Origin of the sequence: Vibrio sp. TRT 1302, from assembly GCF_050113875.1 — a bacterium.
In the GTDB taxonomy this organism is placed as follows: Bacteria; Pseudomonadota; Gammaproteobacteria; order Enterobacterales; family Vibrionaceae; genus Vibrio.
Genome location: NZ_JBNJOF010000009.1, coordinates 68,157 through 84,193, shown reverse-complemented (window position 1 = coordinate 84,193; position 16,037 = coordinate 68,157). Strand labels below are relative to the sequence as shown.

General features: G+C 46.0%; 15 protein-coding genes. 7 read left to right on the top strand and 8 right to left on the bottom strand.

What is annotated here, in order from left to right:
* Positions 1–170: 170 nt before the first annotated feature.
* Both hcp and ACQEXP_RS12605 read left to right on the top strand, forming a co-directional pair.
* On the top strand, positions 171–1,832 hold the full coding sequence (hcp, locus tag ACQEXP_RS12610) for a hydroxylamine reductase (protein ID WP_426970254.1): 1,662 nt from the start codon (positions 171–173) through the stop codon (positions 1,830–1,832).
* A gap of 68 nt (positions 1,833–1,900) precedes the next feature.
* Positions 1,901–2,935 carry a 2Fe-2S iron-sulfur cluster-binding protein gene (locus ACQEXP_RS12605; RefSeq protein WP_426970252.1) on the top strand — a complete coding sequence of 345 codons (1,035 nt, stop codon included), beginning with the start codon at positions 1,901–1,903 and terminating at the stop codon, positions 2,933–2,935.
* A gap of 47 nt (positions 2,936–2,982) precedes the next feature.
* On the opposite strand, the gene ACQEXP_RS12600 is transcribed toward ACQEXP_RS12605, so the two are convergent.
* The gene (locus ACQEXP_RS12600) at positions 2,983–3,894 is read right to left on the bottom strand and encodes an EamA family transporter (RefSeq protein WP_426970250.1); all 912 of its coding nucleotides are present in this window, start codon (positions 3,892–3,894) and stop codon (positions 2,983–2,985) included.
* A gap of 114 nt (positions 3,895–4,008) precedes the next feature.
* Between ACQEXP_RS12600 and ACQEXP_RS12595 the strand changes: the two genes are divergently transcribed.
* A complete protein-coding gene (locus ACQEXP_RS12595) occupies positions 4,009–5,394 on the top strand; it encodes a PLP-dependent aminotransferase family protein (RefSeq protein ID WP_426970248.1) in 1,386 nt (461 codons plus the stop codon).
* On the opposite strand, the gene ACQEXP_RS12590 is transcribed toward ACQEXP_RS12595, so the two are convergent.
* The 4 genes from ACQEXP_RS12590 to ACQEXP_RS12575 form a co-directional block, all read right to left on the bottom strand.
* Positions 5,391–6,389: a succinylglutamate desuccinylase/aspartoacylase family protein gene (locus ACQEXP_RS12590; RefSeq protein WP_426970246.1), complete on the bottom strand. Its 999-nt coding sequence runs from the start codon at positions 6,387–6,389 to the stop codon at positions 5,391–5,393. The two genes, ACQEXP_RS12595 and ACQEXP_RS12590, sit on opposite strands and share 4 nt — an antisense overlap.
* A 130-nt stretch (positions 6,390–6,519) precedes the next feature.
* Complete coding sequence (locus ACQEXP_RS12585) at positions 6,520–7,425, bottom strand: DMT family transporter (protein WP_426970244.1); 906 nt, start codon at positions 7,423–7,425, stop codon at positions 6,520–6,522.
* Entirely contained in the window at positions 7,370–8,164 is a 795-nt protein-coding gene (locus ACQEXP_RS12580; RefSeq protein WP_426970242.1) for a 2OG-Fe dioxygenase family protein, read from the bottom strand. Before ACQEXP_RS12580 ends, ACQEXP_RS12585 begins: the two co-directional genes overlap by 56 nt.
* Before the next feature lies 1 nt (position 8,165).
* On the bottom strand, positions 8,166–8,288 hold the full coding sequence (locus tag ACQEXP_RS12575) for a hypothetical protein (RefSeq protein ID WP_426970240.1): 123 nt from the start codon (positions 8,286–8,288) through the stop codon (positions 8,166–8,168).
* A 99-nt stretch (positions 8,289–8,387) separates the two neighbouring features.
* Here ACQEXP_RS12575 and ACQEXP_RS12570 point away from each other — a divergent pair, with 99 nt between their 5' ends.
* Positions 8,388–9,299 (top strand): LysR substrate-binding domain-containing protein, encoded by a 912-nt coding sequence (locus tag ACQEXP_RS12570; RefSeq protein ID WP_426970238.1) that lies wholly within the window; start codon positions 8,388–8,390, stop codon positions 9,297–9,299.
* Positions 9,300–9,307: 8 nt separating this feature from the next.
* Here the strand turns inward: ACQEXP_RS12570 and ACQEXP_RS12565 are convergent, their stop codons facing one another.
* The gene (locus ACQEXP_RS12565) at positions 9,308–10,237 is read right to left on the bottom strand and encodes a Gfo/Idh/MocA family protein (protein ID WP_426970236.1); all 930 of its coding nucleotides are present in this window, start codon (positions 10,235–10,237) and stop codon (positions 9,308–9,310) included.
* An 8-nt stretch (positions 10,238–10,245) separates the two neighbouring features.
* A complete protein-coding gene (locus tag ACQEXP_RS12560; RefSeq protein ID WP_426970234.1) occupies positions 10,246–11,424 on the bottom strand; it encodes an MFS transporter in 1,179 nt (392 codons plus the stop codon).
* A 214-nt stretch (positions 11,425–11,638) separates the two neighbouring features.
* On the opposite strand from ACQEXP_RS12560, the gene ACQEXP_RS12555 reads away from it, so the two are divergent.
* Together ACQEXP_RS12555 and ACQEXP_RS12550 are read left to right on the top strand one after the other, a co-directional pair.
* Positions 11,639–12,130, top strand: a complete 492-nt coding sequence (locus tag ACQEXP_RS12555) for a GNAT family N-acetyltransferase (protein ID WP_426970232.1) — start codon at positions 11,639–11,641, stop codon at positions 12,128–12,130.
* 280 nt (positions 12,131–12,410) lie between these two features.
* Positions 12,411–13,145 carry a flagellar brake protein gene (locus tag ACQEXP_RS12550; protein WP_269375824.1) on the top strand — a complete coding sequence of 245 codons (735 nt, stop codon included), beginning with the start codon at positions 12,411–12,413 and terminating at the stop codon, positions 13,143–13,145.
* 60 nt (positions 13,146–13,205) lie between these two features.
* On the opposite strand, the gene gltS is transcribed toward ACQEXP_RS12550, so the two are convergent.
* Positions 13,206–14,432 carry a sodium/glutamate symporter gene (gene gltS, locus ACQEXP_RS12545; protein ID WP_269375825.1) on the bottom strand — a complete coding sequence of 409 codons (1,227 nt, stop codon included), beginning with the start codon at positions 14,430–14,432 and terminating at the stop codon, positions 13,206–13,208.
* Positions 14,433–15,090: 658 nt separating this feature from the next.
* Here gltS and ACQEXP_RS12540 point away from each other — a divergent pair.
* Complete coding sequence (locus ACQEXP_RS12540) at positions 15,091–16,011, top strand: DUF368 domain-containing protein (RefSeq protein ID WP_269375826.1); 921 nt, start codon at positions 15,091–15,093, stop codon at positions 16,009–16,011.
* Positions 16,012–16,037: the final 26 nt, after the last annotated feature.

Here is a 16,037-nt window from a genome sequence, read left to right as displayed (position 1 = left end):
ATGTAATAAACACATCAAACACGTTGTCTATTTTACATCAAACAACTCACACAAAATTATTATACTCTTTATTAATCAATAACTTATAAGTTGGCATGAGACGTGCTCTATAGGGAAAACAAAACCAACAGCCAATCTGGCTTAATAATGATTAATACTGGAGACGTGCAATGTTCTGTATTCAATGTGAACAGACGATTCAAACCCCTACTGTAAAAGGCTGCTCATTCGCACAAGGTATGTGTGGCAAAACATCTGAAGTATCGGATCTACAAGACGTATTGGTTTACACCCTACAGGGCGTCTCTTACTGGGCACAACAAGCTCTAAAATTTGATATTGTGGACGATGCGGTAAACCAGTGGGCACCCAAAGCCTTCTTCTCGACTCTGACCAACGTCAACTTTGATCCTCAACGTATCCTTGAGCTTTCAGCTCAGGCAGCGATCTACAAAGCGCGCTTAAAAGAACAGACTCTAGCCGCAGCAAAGCTGAGCGACGTTGAGCTAGATGCAGCCCCGACGGTTGCGGATTTCGAACTGCCTGCGACTGCAGAAGAAATTTTGGCGTTTGCTCCTCAAGTAGCGGTAAACCGCGGCTATCAGCAAATCAGCGAAGATGTGATTGGGTTACGACTACTCTGTCTATACGGCCTAAAAGGTGCGGCGGCATACATGGAGCACGCACGTGTTCTTGAACAGACAAACAATGACATCTATGCAGAATACCACCAGATCATGGCATGGCTCGGAACCGATCCAGAGGATCTCAATGCGTTACTTGAGTGTTCGATGCAAATTGGTCTGATGAACTACAAAGTCATGGAGATGCTTGATGCAGGTGAAACCGCGACTTTTGGTCACCCAACCCCAACGGCGGTAAACGTTAAAACGGTGAAAGGCAAAGCCATCCTAGTTTCTGGGCACGATCTGCATGACTTAGAAAAAATCCTGCAACAGACCGAAGGCAAGGGCATCAATGTCTACACTAACGGTGAAATGCTGCCAGCACACGGCTACCCAGAGCTGAACAAATACCCTCACCTCGTTGGTAACTACGGTAGCGCTTGGCAAAACCAGCAAAAAGAGTTCGCTAACTTCCCTGGCGCGATTGTGATGACTTCAAACTGTCTGTTGAATCCAAACGTTGGTCAATATGCCGATCGTCTGTTTACACGCAGCATTGTTGGCTGGCCGGGCGTGGCTCATATCGAAGGTGATGATTTCAGTCAAGTCATCGACTGTGCATTGGCGCAGGAAGGATTCAAACACGATGAAATCGAGCAAATGATCACCGTTGGCTTCGGTCGCAATGCTCTAATGGAAGCGGCACCTGCGGTCGTTGAGCAAGTCAAAGCAGGTAACATTAAACACTTCTTCCTCGTTGGTGGCTGTGACGGTGACAAAGCTGAACGCAGCTACTACACAGACTTTACAGCGAAAGCTCCTGAAGACAGCGTAATTCTAACTCTTGCTTGTGGTAAGTTCCGTTTCAACAAGAACCAGTTTGGTGACATCAATGGTATCCCTCGCCTGCTTGATGTTGGCCAGTGTAACGACGCCTACTCAGCCATTCAGCTTGCGCTAGCGCTATCTAAAGAGTTTGACTGTGGTATTAACGAGTTGCCGCTAACGCTGGTACTGTCTTGGTTTGAACAAAAAGCGATTGTTATTTTGCTCACGCTATTTGCACTCGGCGTTAAAGGCATCTACACAGGCCCAACCGCACCTGCCTTCCTGACAGACAACCTACTGGCTATTATTCAGGAGAAATTTGACATGCGCAGTATCGGTAATGTCGAAGAAGATCTAAAAACCATCTTAGCCGCGTAATCTTTTCCCCGCCCGTACCCAGTGCATAGACCAGCTATGTACTGGGTGTTTTCCTAAGAGAAACCAATATGTTTATTGAATGGCAAAATAATCAGCCAGCCACCATGCGTTGCAGTGACAAATGGCTTGAGACCGAAGATACAGTCAGCATCGAGCTGCAATCCGCTGACGGCTGTCACCTCCATTTCAGTGGTTTCAAACCAGGTCAGTTCGTGTCATTGGGCTTTGATCTAAATGGCAAGCGTGAATACCGCGCCTATTCAATCGCTTCCATGCCTGGAGAAGAGAGCCTAAAGCTCACCGTGAAACGCGTTGATGGAGGCCTAGTTTCTAACCATATCATCGACCAGTTTTCGATTGGCGACACTGTCAGTGTCCTCGCTCCGACTGGCCCCTTCAATAGTGTGGATTGTCCGCCAAAACAACGCGTGCTCTTGCTCAGTGCGGGTTGTGGTATCACACCGGTTATGTCGATGGCAAAAACTTGGCTACGTGACCAAGACGACATAGATGTGGTTTTTGTTCATATGGCAAAAAGTGCCACTCAGACTATCTATTTCGATGAACTAGAGTCGATGGCCGCTATCCACGACAATTTCACCCTGAAACTGCTACTCAAAGACAACACAGGAACACAACATCCACAAGGTCGATTGGATAAGCAATGGCTGAGCACTTTATGTCCAGATATTGACCAGCGTACTGTCTATCTTTGTGGTCCGACTCAGTTTATGCGAGACATGGAACAGCACTGCTTAGCATTGGGAGTCAGCGAGGACCAATTCCATCAGGAGAGCTTTACTCCGATTGAATCCAAACAACCAGCAGAAACAGGTGGCGTGGTTCAATTTGAAGTCCCTACATTCGGTGTATCAACAGAGATTGAGCAAGGAACGACACTAGCCGATGCACTCGAACAACAAGGGGTACCTATCATCATCGCCTGTCGAAGTGGTATGTGCGGCTCGTGCAAATGTAAAGTCACCAAAGGTCAAGTGACCCGCACGAGCACGGAAACACTAAGCGAAGAAGACTTAGCTAACGGCTATACGCTGGCGTGTTCTAGCCAAGTTCAAACTGACGTCGAAGTTGAACTCGTCTAGACTAAACCGATGCAGTACTGGTCAGCAAAGCTAACCAGTACTGTTCTTTATCGCGCAGTTTTTGCCATGCTGGCCCGCTTCAACAACTGAGTTCTATCCTGATGATTTGTCGCTGGTTTAACGATTAAACCAATCCCAACCAAAAACAGTCCCGATGCGATAACCTGAGCACTAGATAGCTGTTCGTCATACATGAAATAGCCGCTAATTAGCGCAAATACTGGCACCATTAGAGTAAGAGGTGCAGCAGTACTTAATGGATACTTTATAAGGGTGCGGTTCCATACCCAATAACCAAATAATGTCGTTGGATAAGCCTGAAACAGTACCGCAACGGTTGTGTTCCAATCCCAGTTTTCTACGGCGGACCACAGTATCTGTTCCCCGTGTAAAGCGACCGCAAACATCACCAACGGGATTGGCGCAAATAGCATCCCCCAAACATTGAAAGCAAAGGCTTGAGTGGTTTTCGAGGCTTTGACAATCACCCCCATTAGCGTCCAGCTGCATGCTGCAATCATAATCAGTATCACGCCTGCTAAGGTCACATTGCCGGTGGTCGACAGGACCAGCACACACAAGGCAGTAATCGCCATTAACGCACCAACGATTTTCCTCCGCGAAGCCTGTTCTTTAAATACCCAAACACCGACCACCATGCCAATAATGACATTGGTGGAAAGCAATACAGAGGAGATCCCTGATGATAACCCAGCCGTGATCGACCACGATGCCATCCCCCAGATTCCGACTCCAAACACTAAGCCGTAACTGATCAAATAGCGCCAAGCGACGTTTGGTCTTGCAATAAAGAAAATAGCCGGCGTCACCGCCAATGCAAAGCGCGCTGCTGTTGCAAGTAGCGGATGCACGTTAGTCACACCCATTTTGATCATTGAGAAATTGAATCCCCAGATAGCCATTACCGCAATAGCCAGTAGCAAATCATTTCTTTTCATATTCACCTCCTCTATGTTTTGACCCAGTATCCCTTGAGCGCGAAATCATATACAGATACAATTTTCAAAACAAAAACCAGTACAGTTAGACAACCATGTGGTGAGTAGGGACAGATGAGCATCTACAAAGAGTTAGCCAATCAGTTTGTTGAAGAGATTGAAGCAGGACGACGTCCGGAAGGTGCGCGTATGCCTTCATTAAGGCAACTTGCTAAGCAACAATCGGTGAGCATGTCTACTGTCGTCAGTTGCTATCAAGAGCTGGAGTCTCAGGGCTGGATATTGTCTCGCCCCCAAGCAGGCTACTTTGTAGCGCCACGTAAACCACGCCACTCAACTCCGCAGTGGGCGCAGTTTGTCAGTAAGGTTTCCAACGTCACGACCAGCTACCCTTCCCCCCCCTCTATTCAGGGGCCATTGGGCGTCTCGACTACCGTCAACGATCGCAATTCAGTCACCGAGTTAGAACGTAGCTTTCGCCGTTCGTTAAAACGTTTGGGCGATCGTCTCAACCACTATCCAGATACTCAAGGGGAGCCCTTGCTTCGTCAGGCTCTCTCAACACACTTCGCCAAAACAAACATTCATTTCAGTGCGGATCAGTTAGTCATCACTGCTGGTTGTATGTCTGCAATTAAAGCCGCACTGGAATCATGCAGCAATGAAGGCGATACCATCGCCATTAGTTCACCCTGCTTCAATGGCATTCTGGAACTGCTCGGCCAAATGTCACGCAAGATTGTCGAAATCCCCTCTCTTGATGATGGTATCGATCTCAGTCAGTTAGAAATGCACCTCAAAGAAAAGCGGGTCAATGCTGCCATTTTCTGTACCTCGCATATGAATCCACAAGGGATCAATATGTCTGCCAATCAAAAGCAGGTACTGGCAAACCTCGCTAACCAATATCGGGTACCGATTATTGAAGATGATGTCTATCTTGAGCTCTCTTACCATGACCATACGCCGCTGCCAGCCAAGTATTATGATAAAGGTGGTTATGTATTGTGGTGTGGATCTGTGTCGAAAAGTCTGTCACCAAGTTACCGCTTGGGGTGGTGCTTGCCAGGGAGATATCTTGATATTTATAAGGAGAAATTTGCTGCCGCCAGCTACGGTGTCGCCCTCCCCACCCAACTAGCCGTGGCTGATTTTATCGATTCGGGTCAATACGCTAAACATGTGCGTCATCGACGTGCAAAGCTGCTCGAATTAAGACGCCAATATCTCGATTACCTAGCCGAGCATCTGCCAAACCGCGTCAAGATCAGCAATCCTCAAGGAGGAATGGTTCTCTGGCTGCAAGTGCCAAATTTAAACAGCCATTCTTTTGCAAACGCAGTAAAACAGCATCAACTTGACATCAGATTAGGGCACCTATTCAGTACCCTAGACCTTTACAGTGACTGTTTGAGGATAAATATCGGTTATCCGTTGCAAGGTGAAGCCAAGCGACAACTTGATCTCTTGCTGACATTAGTTAACCAACACACAACTTAGTGGATCAATCGAACGACCAGAGAACCCGGCGCACGCACAGATTCCACGTTATGGCTGATGACCACGCCCGCTGTTGGTGAGTAGTAGGTCTGTATTTCATCCCCAAAACTGTTGTATTGAGTCGCGAGTTTCTGACCGAGTGTGACCGCTTCCAGCAGTTCAACATGGCAAATTACAAATCCCCCTTGTTCTGCTCTGACACTGGTAATCGCATTCCCTTCCACGCACTCACTGTTGGCGTCTTCAACATCACCAGCAAGCAATTGGTAACAACGTAAAACATTGAGTACTCCTGTAGTGGCACGTTCTACCATCTCGAGATCAGTGTAACGACCCACTCCCACTTCAATGGTAATGGATGGAATATCAGCGCGATTGTAAACCGTTTCCAATATACCAGGATCGCCCGGATCGTTGAGAATCACATCAGGGTTGATGAGTCGCGCCATTCGAATAGCATCTTCTATACGGTAATCGGCAAAAGCATAAAGAGGATAAGCACTGCCACTGGTTTGAGAATGGAGATCAATGGCGAGATCCGCATTGGGTTTTAGTAAGTTTTCCCACAGGCTGTGCGCATAACGGCTAGCATCATCACCATGAGGATTACCAGGAAAAACTCGGTTGAGGTTGGCTGATGAGCTGTCTGGCGCAGCAGAATGAAAATCGCGGCTATGACGAGCAATACCCGATAAATTAACCGCAGGTACAATCGTCACGCACCCCGAAAGTTCTTGTCCCTCCAGTTCGCGAGCTAACTTCTGCGCAGTCAATATACCGTTTTGTTCATCGCCATGAACGCCTGCCGTGATCATGATACGTTTACCCGGCTTCGTCCCTTTAAAGACGCGCACAGGCAGGGTTTGTGGATGACCAATCGCATCCGTTGCAACCGCAAACCAGAACTTATGTTCTCCTGGTTCAAGCGCATTGACATCCAAAGCCTGAATCGTTGGATACATAGGCACAATACATTCGTTCAGGGGTTTGGTCATTTTCATCCTCAGCGAAGAAAGGCGTACATCCACTGCACGCCTTATGTTTGTTATTGGAGACTACTTTAATATGGAACCATGCAATAGAGTAGTCATCAACGCTGAATTTTTGTTCCTGAATATTAGAGAACTAGCTTTCTTTGGTCGACGTCACGATGACACTGAATAAGATCAGTAACCCACCAGCCACTTGCAAAGTGGTTAAAGACTCTTGCAACCACACCATGGCGAAAATCGCACCAAATAATGGCTCGCTTCCCATCAGTAGCGAGACTCGCGTTGGTGAAGTTCGACGTACAGCATAGTTCTGCACATAAAACGCAAACAGAGTACAGAATAAGACAAGGTATGCCACTGTCATCCAAAATTCTAGACTGGTCGGAATCACAAACTCAGAGGCTGGTAAATACGTCACCGCGCAGGCGATAGCCACACAAGCAACAACCAAAGATTGAAGGGAGGTTAAGGTGCTGGTGGTGATCTCTTTACCTTCAGTAAAACGCTTGGTCAATGTCACCATCAAGGCACGCAATAGGGCGGCAGCCAGAATAAAGTAATCGCCACTGTTTAGCGATAATTCTATACCTTGATTACTGGTCAATAGCAGCACACCTACAACGCTACAGAGTGTCAGTAGCCATAAAGTATTGCTAACTCTTTTCTTATTAATGACCAGTTCCGCAAATGCCGTCAATATCACCGACAAACTGATCAAAAACGCCGCATTGGATGCTGAGGTTTGTGAAACCCCAAACACTTCACAGAAAAAAATCGCCGACAGGATAAGACCGGTGGGGAGGGCGATCTTCCAGTCTTTATTCAACCCTCGGCGAAAGTCTCGAATCACTACAGGTAGCATACATAAAAAAGTGATCGAAAAACGGATAGAAATGAATACCAAAACACTGGTATACACTAGAGCACTTTTCGTCAGACCATAACTGGTTCCCCAGAATATGGCGACAAGAAGCAACATCAATTCAGTTAACGGTAGCCTGAAAGTTCCTTTTTTCAGTTGATCCGTTGTGGCTGTCATATTTATTCTCCATCTTGGTAAAAGTCACTACGAGTACATCCCGGTACGCGCATCTTTCTCGACATAATGAGGTAATGGGTGACACCTCATGCATGGTATGTCTATCGTCAGCCAACACCATATCTAAGGGATTATCTAAGGCGAGGCACTCCAACAGGTTGTGTTTGCTATCTGTAACTGTCGTATCTCCACCGGCAACATTGTTTCTTTTTAACAGCATGGACGCGATGTAACTTACTCCGTTGCGATGAAGTCCCTCTGGCGTAGATAACCCCTGCTTCACTCCGTCAGCCACTATTCGCTGAGGATGTACTCCGATCACCCAATCCGTTGGTTTACTCTCTACTAAATCAAAAATAACGCTCAGCAATAGTAAGAGTTTGTTTAGGACTGGTGACCGAACAAATGTTTGTGTCAACGGGGCAAAAGATCGCTCGATCCCTCCGCTGATCGAGTTGAAACACTTAGGCTGGTAGAAGGGTTGATGCGGCAGTAGCGTAAGCTCCTCAAGCGTCGCGCGCTTTGTAAACTGACCGTATCGACGATGACGATACATGGCGCCTTCTGAGATATACCTATCCAGCTCTAGATTGTTCCAACATTTCTTAAAACGGATGACCTCATCAACATTCGTTTCCAGCATATGAGTCATTTGACGACCGCTAATAAAAACGTAGTGGTGATGCTCGAGCAATCCGGCAATCGCCATCAAGTGGCGTTCAAACAGATCTGCATCCATCTCACACCCCACCGATTTGATTCTCGGTAGAGGCTTGATGCCCTGGCAACCCTAGCCTTACCCGCATCAGGCGATACAAAACGCCTGAAAAATTGATCGCTGAGTAAGTCGTTAACTTGTCCACAATGTCGCTCCATAAGTAGGATTTCATTGTTGACTACACTAGTATCCATAAGTAACTTAAGTGAAACAATATGGCTGTATTGCAAAGGATTTTTGCACCATGGACACAAATAAGCTTATTCCACTTCTCTCGGAAATGGCCATCTTCGTTAACGTAGTGGAGTCTGGCAGCTTTTCCAAAACGGCGAAGAAACTGGGCGTCTCCCCTTCTTCGGTCAGCCGTTCGATTACACGCCTTGAGAACACTCTGGAAGAAAAGTTACTGGAACGGACAACACGTCAGATGCGTCTGAGCGCAACGGGACAAGAAGTGTATAGTCTTTGCGCCGATATGATGTATTCGGCCAAAATGGCCGTGTCTGCAGCGCAAACGGACAAATCAGAAGTCTCTGGCGTACTGAGAATTGCCGCCCCCAAAGCGCTTTCTCGTCAGATTTTGATGCCAATGGTTCTCGACTTTATTGAGGCGTATCCCAAGGTCAGTTTACAGCTCAAAGTGGCCGATCATTATATCGACCCCATTGGCGATGAAGTCGATGTCATCATCCATATTACGGATAAACCCAACATAGGGCTGGTAGCGCGAACTCTGACTCAGTGCCGTCTAGTACTCTGTGCAAGCCCGGCTTATTTGGAAAAAAATGGCACCCCTGAGCATCCGGAAGATATACACGCTCATAACTGTCTGTGCTTGGGGGAAAACCCTCGTGACCGAGTATGGGATTTCACCCAAGGTGAACAAAAGTATTCGATCAACGCGAGAGGCTCGTTCGCGGTAAACCACAGTGAAATTCGTCGAGAGGCGGTATTGAGGGGAATTGGGATCTCGGTGTTTCCCGAATTTGCGATTCAAGAATACCTCGACTCAGGTCAAGTTGTTGAACTGCTCGAAGAGTGGCATATCGGCGGCAATTATCAGGGACAAGTTATCGCACAATATGCCCAATCCAAGTTCATTCCTAAGCAGATCAAAGCGTTTGTCGACTATCTTCAAACGAGATTTAACCAATAACCATCAAGTTAGTTACTTTCTTGGCTTAGTTGTTCGACTAACTGTTCGGCCAACTGATGAGTGGCGATGTTACGCGCAATGACCTCACTTGCTATTTTTCCGCTGGATGCAACATTCAGCCAGTCGGATATCATCGCCTCAAAACCTTTACTTGCAAGCATTGGGGTCCAGTCTTTGAGTGCAACCACTGACTCTTGTGATTTTTCCCATACTCGGCCAGAGGTAAAGGAATCAAACTCCAGCGCCTTGTTGGTATAAGTGGCGGAAACTCGCTCCTTGGTTACTCCAAACTGGCGGTTCATTGAAGCGTGAAGCAAGGTTTCACCCACCTGCCACTGAACATCAAGCCGAGCGAGCTTGTCACCTTCAAATTGGCGCGTTACATAGACCTGATCTAACGTCGACTGAGCATTGAGATTGATGCTATCCAGAGGATGGATGAAGTCATCGAAAACAAATGTACGAATATCACCAGTAAGGTTGTAGCGGTGTTTTTCCCATCTCAACGATGTTAATTCCCCCGTTTGCCCCTGACTCAGCTGCGGAATGTACTGGTTATAAAGCGGAATATGTCGACGGTTAAAGCCGACATAGAGTGGCTGATTGCAACGCTCGGCCACATCATAGAGAAACTCTACATCGTGTGCTGTATCTGCGAGTGGTTTATCAACAAACGTTGCTATCCCCTGCTCAAGAAAAAACTGAGCAATGTCGCGGTGCGCACTTGTCGCAGCATGAATCATTACCGCGTCAGGCTTTAACGCCATTACATCGCGATAATTCTGACATAGGTGATTAACTCGATACTTGTGACCCAAAGCTTTCAGCGTATCGCTGTTGCGAGTACAAAAAATGAGCTCCACATCTGCCAGTTGAGTGATAACAGGTAAGTACGCTTTCTGAGCAATATCACCCAGTCCCACAATCGCTACTTTCATATCGCTCTTTAACTCCAATTCAAAATACGGACTTCGTTGCCCTCTTGCGGCAACTTAGGAATGTTGAGCGACAGTATAAAGGAAACTAAAGCCATTACCGCACCAATGTAAAAGACGGCTGCGGGTGACACGAGCCAGATAAAACCGAAGGTGACTGGAATGAACACAGCGGCGATGTGATTGATGGTGAATGAAACCCCAGCGGTCGATGCCATATCCGCCGGATCGGCGATTTTCTGGAAATAGGTTTTAATTGCGAGTGCCAGTGCAAAGAAAAGGTGATCCACCACGTACAAAGCGGCGGCCCACTCTGCGCTTTCCACTAACGCATAACCAACAAACACACAGATCAAGCCTGTGTATTCAAACATCAGTGCTTTACGCTCGCCCACCTGACCGATAAATTTACCAATCCGTTTGGCAAACAAGAAGTTAAACAAGTAGTTAATCAGGAATAACATGGTTACGTCTGCCGCTGAATAACCAAACTTCTCTACCATCAAAAAGCCAGCGAACACAGTGAAGATCTGGCGGCGAGCACCGCTCATAAAGGTCAGGGCATAGTAGAGCCAGTATCGCTTACGCAGTACTAACTTTTTATTTTGCTGTACATGCGTCTCAAACTGAGGGAAAGCAAATGCCATCCACATCACCAGTAAGAAACCCGCCCCACCAAAAGTGAGATAGACCCATTGAAAGTCCATCACAAAAACTTCTAGACAAATCCATAACGCGCCGTAAGTCACTAATGAAGCCAGTGCACCGATAGAGATAAATTTACCAAGCATCTCTGGTGCCTCATCTTTACTCAGCCATTGCAAAGAGAGGGATTGCTTGAGTGTCTCAAAATAGTGGAAACCCGTAGACATCAGCAACGTGGTCATCAACAGACCAAAAACCGAAGGGAAAAATCCGGTGATTGCGGTACCGATAGTCAAGGCGCCAAGTGACAGCAACATAAAACGTTGCTCTCGAATAAACAGCAACACAAAGACTGCGGTGAAGGCTAGAAAACCGGGGATCTCTCGAACACTCTGTAAAAGGCCAATATCTGAACCGTCAAAATTCGCCCTTTCAATAACAAAGTTGTTCAGCAAGGCCATCCAGCTAGAAAAAGCAATGGGGACAACAATCGAGATAAGTAGCAGGAAGTTTTGCGGTGTTTTCCAACTCGCAGATTGATTCATGACGGGTTCCTCAAGTAAACAAGTTGTTACATTAGATCGCTTGCAGAGAAGAAACAATCAGATTTGCAAATTTTACTTTAGGGCTCAAAACCCGTCTCTAAGTACTGTTCAGCTTCAATCGTCTGCCATAACCAAAATGTTAAAACAAAGCTTTATCGCGAATCTAAATCCCGTTATGGTGAACGGATGTTTAACCAGTCGAAGAGACAATAATATGGAAATAACAATTCGTCCGGCACAAATCAGTGATGCGGCAGCATTATGTGAAATTTACTCACAGCCTAAAGCACAACGCGAGACTCTCCAACTGCCACTGCCTTCACTCACCACATGGACGAAGCGACTGGAAAATATCCCTCAAGGTGTATACAGCTTTGTTGCTGAAGTGGATGGAAAAGTTGTCGGTAACATCGGTTTCGAACACTCTCAACGCCCACGTACCATGCACTGTGGCAGCTTTGGATTAGGTGTTCATGATGATTATCATGGTCTAGGCATTGGCAGTAAGCTGATCGAGACAGTGTTGGATCTTGCGGATAACTGGCTGCAAATCAAACGCGTTCAGATCGAAGTAAACAGTGATAATGAAGCCGCGATCGCCTGCTATAAGAAGTTTGGTTTTGAAATCGAGGGGCAAGCCAAATGGGGCTCCTTTCGCGATGGTGAACTAATCGACACCTACTATATGGCACGAATTAAAGCGTAAATACACTTTAGGCTTACCCTTAGGGGTAAGCCTTATCGTGACCAGCCCACTTAATCCATGCAAAAACTGTGAGTTTTATTCATCCTACTTGCACTTTTGGCTGGATGAATCTCTCAAAAATGATAGGCACGTCTAATTTATTGTCCGATTTGATGTTTGAACAATTAGCAAACCACACATAGAATTGAGTCTATTCGACCGTATAACGTTCACAGGTCGGATGACAAAAAAAAGACCCACACGTAAAAAGAATAATGATTGTGGGAACAATGGAGGCTAGATGAATAACTCAGCGGTGGCGCATAAGGAGCATACAGTTCGCTCCTCAAACGATAAAAATATTTCTATTTTAAATAGTACTGATGCGCTAGCCATGATTGAACATGGTGGTGAGTTGACGATCGGAATTTCAACGCCTGTTGGTACAAGCTTTCGTTGTAAAACCTCTTTTATTGGCACGCATTCCAACAACATTGTGTTAGCAGAACTGCCAAAGATTTCTGATGATGACTTAGAGTATTTCTTTCAAGAAGGTTTCTGGGCAACGGTACGTGCGATCTCACCTCGCGGTGAAGGGGCTATCGTGCATTTCCGTGGACAACTGCAACATGTGCTGACGGCTCCAGTTCCAATGGTCGCCTTGTCTGTACCTAAAACGATGCAAGTGACACAGTTACGCAAAGAGCCTCGTTTCGAAGTGAATCTTTCAGCACGTGTCGAAGCTGACACCCACAGGCTAGAGTGCGAGATTCGAGACTTGTCGAAAGGCGGTTGTCGCTTTATCACGGCGCCGTTAAGTCGACCTTTTCAAGTTGGTGAAGAGATTGCTCTTCATGTTCAGCTAAATACGCCAAAAGGCCCACGCTTTGAACCCCTATTTGGCAAGGTGTGTAACCTCCAACGTTCACTCCATTACGCACGCTATGGTGTCGCATTCACTGACGATGGGAAGAACAATGCCAAGATCCTCCTAGGCCACTTAAAGTTCAATGGCACCAAGCTAACCTTGCGCTAATCTCACATATAAAAAAACGCCCTGCTCAATTAGCAGGGCGTTTTTTATTTACCGATTTGTTTAGCCGATAAACGAGATGTAGCCTTGTAGAATGATTAAGTTCACTATGTCGATAAAGAACGCTCCAACAATTGGAACCACCATAAAGGCCTGTGGTGATGGACCGTATTTATTGACCAAAGACCCCATATTCATTACCGCTGTTGGTGTCGCCCCAAGACCAAAACCACAATGTCCACCAGCCATGACTGCCGCATCATAGTTAGAGCCCATCACTTTAAAGGTCACAAAATAAGAGAAAACCCCTAGCACCACAGACTGCACAGCGAGAATGACTAAAAATGGAATCGCAAGGTCAAAAATATTCCATAGTTTCAGACTCATCAGCGCCATTGCCAAAAACAGTGACAGTGAAACCGTACCCAAAATATCAACGGTTTCGGCATCAATCTTATGGGTTTTGCTCACTTCCAATACATTGGTAATAAACACGCCAATAAACAACGCATAAACAAAGTCAGGTATCATCAGCCAACTGATGTTGAAACTCGCAACCCACTGCTCCAAATACTTGGCACCGGTGACACAAATTAGCAGAATAAAGAGAATCTCGATGACCTTTTTGGCCGTCACTTTATCTTCTTCATATTCGTTGTATGTCACGAGTTCGGGAAAGCGGGCGTGAGTCTGTGTGCCTGAACCATACTCTGATTCAAAGCCATTTTTATTGATCAGCTTCTGCGCAACAGGGCTACCAATGATACCGCCAATAATCAAACCAAAGGTGGCAGAAGCCATCGCGATTTCGAGAGTATTAGTCAGGCCGTAGTTATCGGAAAACGTTTGTGACCAAGCGGCACCTGTGCCGTGTCCGCCAGACAGAGTAATCGAGCCAGCAATGAGACCCATCAAAGGATCTAGACCTAGCGCGGTCGCCATCGAGACACCAACGCCGTTCTGAATGATGATATAAAACGATGCGACTGCAAGGAAGATAAATACCTTCGCTCCACCTTTCATCAACTGAGTGTAATTGGCAGCGAGGCCAACGGTGCTAAAGAACATTAGCATAAAGACTTTCTGCAACGGCAGAGAGAACTCGAGATTAATGCCATTGAAGTGCATTATTGTGATGATAACTGCGACGATAAGACCACCAACAATCGGCTCAGGGATATTAAACTTCTTCAAGATTGGAAGTTTGGAATTTACAAAGTGCCCTAGGAATAAAACGCTGATTGCGATTAAGAAAGATTCTAGCGGTCCAACTGAAATTATCTGATTCATATAACCTCTTTTTAGTTATTCACTCATCTTCCTTAACGAGTACAGAGCCCTATTTGACTCTGAGGAGCAATTGCTCAATGGTTCAACTTTTCTATTGAAATTTGTCCTTATTCAAACAGCCTCAAGATGCTCGATTCAACAGTTAACCCAACGAAAACGACGCGGGTTTTGAAAATGAAAGCGCACATTATTAATAATATTGCCCCCACTTGTCGAGTGCAGACGCAAAATTCACACTTTGTGACTATGTAAACTTAGGTAAAAACAGGAATAAAAATAATACTTTATGTAGGAAACAACTGGCGAGACAGGCAAAAAAATAGCCAACCGCAAGAGTGCGATTGGCTTATATATAGTGTGAACAAAATTCATTCACTAACAACGTCAGTTGGCTAGGTGACCCTCGGCTTAAGAAGGGTCACTCTCATTAATGCACTTAACGTGCCAACTTTAAAAGTACGTTGTTTTTTGTTCTAATGCACACTTTTTGCCCAAATAACCATTTCAAAATGCAAAATGAAAATTGCATTTTGCAATAATTTGCAAATGCATATTAAACTACACTCCTATCAATACTTAGCCCAAGTATGATTTTTCATACTTTTTTCAGCTCTTAGCCGATATACTCTCTGCACCAAAATTTAGTTAACCTTCAATAATGAACTATCTAACGACTTTTCTAAAAGGCATCGCGATGGGCGCGGCTGATGTTGTACCTGGCGTCTCGGGCGGTACGATTGCGTTTATCACTGGCATCTACGACACCTTGCTTGAGAGCATTCGACGCATTAACCCATCGGCAATCGGGATTTGGAAGCGAGATGGATTCAAAGCGGCTTTCCAACATATTAACGGTCTATTCCTTATCTCACTGTTTGGTGGGGTACTGACCAGTATTGCAACATTGGCAAAACTTATTTCTTGGCTGTTGGTGACTCATCCAATTCCTTTGTGGTCATTCTTTTTTGGTCTGATTCTGGTTTCTGTGTTCCACATGCTCAAGCAAATCGAACAACGTAGCCTAAGCCGCTTAGTCTTCCTCGCGTTAGGGGTAGCATTCGCCTACAGCATTACGGTGTTAAATCCACTTCAGTTAGAGCCGACCAGTATCAACGTCCTATTCGCAGGCGGTATTGCTATTTGTGCGATGATCCTACCGGGTATTTCTGGCAGCTTTATCCTGCTACTGATCGGGATGTATACCCCGGTACTCGGTGCGGTAAAATCCTTTGATCTGCCAATCCTACTGCTGTTTTTGTCTGGCTGTGTGATTGGCCTTCTGAGCTTTTCCCACGTTCTTTCTTGGCTGCTAAAGCGCTTCCGCGACCTCACATTGGTGTTCTTGACTGGCCTCATGCTCGGTACATTGCCAAAGATCTGGCCATGGAAAGAGACCATCAGCTGGCGTGTTAATTCCAAAGGAGAGCAGGTTCCTTTGATTCAGCACAATCTCTCTCCGTCAGATTTTGAAGCTCTCACCTCCCAACCTGCGCAACTTGGTATCGCGATAGTTCTAATGCTATGTGCGATCGGCCTAGTTCTCGGACTAGAAAAATTTGCCGAGAACCGCGATCTGTAATCGCATTTAAGGCGGCTTGATACAAA

Coding starts and splice junctions, on each gene's coding strand:
- hcp (WP_426970254.1), top strand. CDS start 171: ATGTTCTGTATTCAATGTGAACAGACGATTCAAACCCCTACTGTAAAA.
- ACQEXP_RS12605 (WP_426970252.1), top strand. CDS start 1,901: ATGTTTATTGAATGGCAAAATAATCAGCCAGCCACCATGCGTTGCAGT.
- ACQEXP_RS12600 (WP_426970250.1), bottom strand. CDS start 3,894: ATGAAAAGAAATGATTTGCTACTGGCTATTGCGGTAATGGCTATCTGG.
- ACQEXP_RS12595 (WP_426970248.1), top strand. CDS start 4,009: ATGAGCATCTACAAAGAGTTAGCCAATCAGTTTGTTGAAGAGATTGAA.
- ACQEXP_RS12590 (WP_426970246.1), bottom strand. CDS start 6,389: ATGACCAAACCCCTGAACGAATGTATTGTGCCTATGTATCCAACGATT.
- ACQEXP_RS12585 (WP_426970244.1), bottom strand. CDS start 7,425: ATGACAGCCACAACGGATCAACTGAAAAAAGGAACTTTCAGGCTACCG.
- ACQEXP_RS12580 (WP_426970242.1), bottom strand. CDS start 8,164: ATGGATGCAGATCTGTTTGAACGCCACTTGATGGCGATTGCCGGATTG.
- ACQEXP_RS12570 (WP_426970238.1), top strand. CDS start 8,388: ATGGACACAAATAAGCTTATTCCACTTCTCTCGGAAATGGCCATCTTC.
- ACQEXP_RS12565 (WP_426970236.1), bottom strand. CDS start 10,237: ATGAAAGTAGCGATTGTGGGACTGGGTGATATTGCTCAGAAAGCGTAC.
- ACQEXP_RS12560 (WP_426970234.1), bottom strand. CDS start 11,424: ATGAATCAATCTGCGAGTTGGAAAACACCGCAAAACTTCCTGCTACTT.
- ACQEXP_RS12555 (WP_426970232.1), top strand. CDS start 11,639: ATGGAAATAACAATTCGTCCGGCACAAATCAGTGATGCGGCAGCATTA.
- ACQEXP_RS12550 (WP_269375824.1), top strand. CDS start 12,411: ATGAATAACTCAGCGGTGGCGCATAAGGAGCATACAGTTCGCTCCTCA.
- gltS (WP_269375825.1), bottom strand. CDS start 14,432: ATGAATCAGATAATTTCAGTTGGACCGCTAGAATCTTTCTTAATCGCA.
- ACQEXP_RS12540 (WP_269375826.1), top strand. CDS start 15,091: ATGAACTATCTAACGACTTTTCTAAAAGGCATCGCGATGGGCGCGGCT.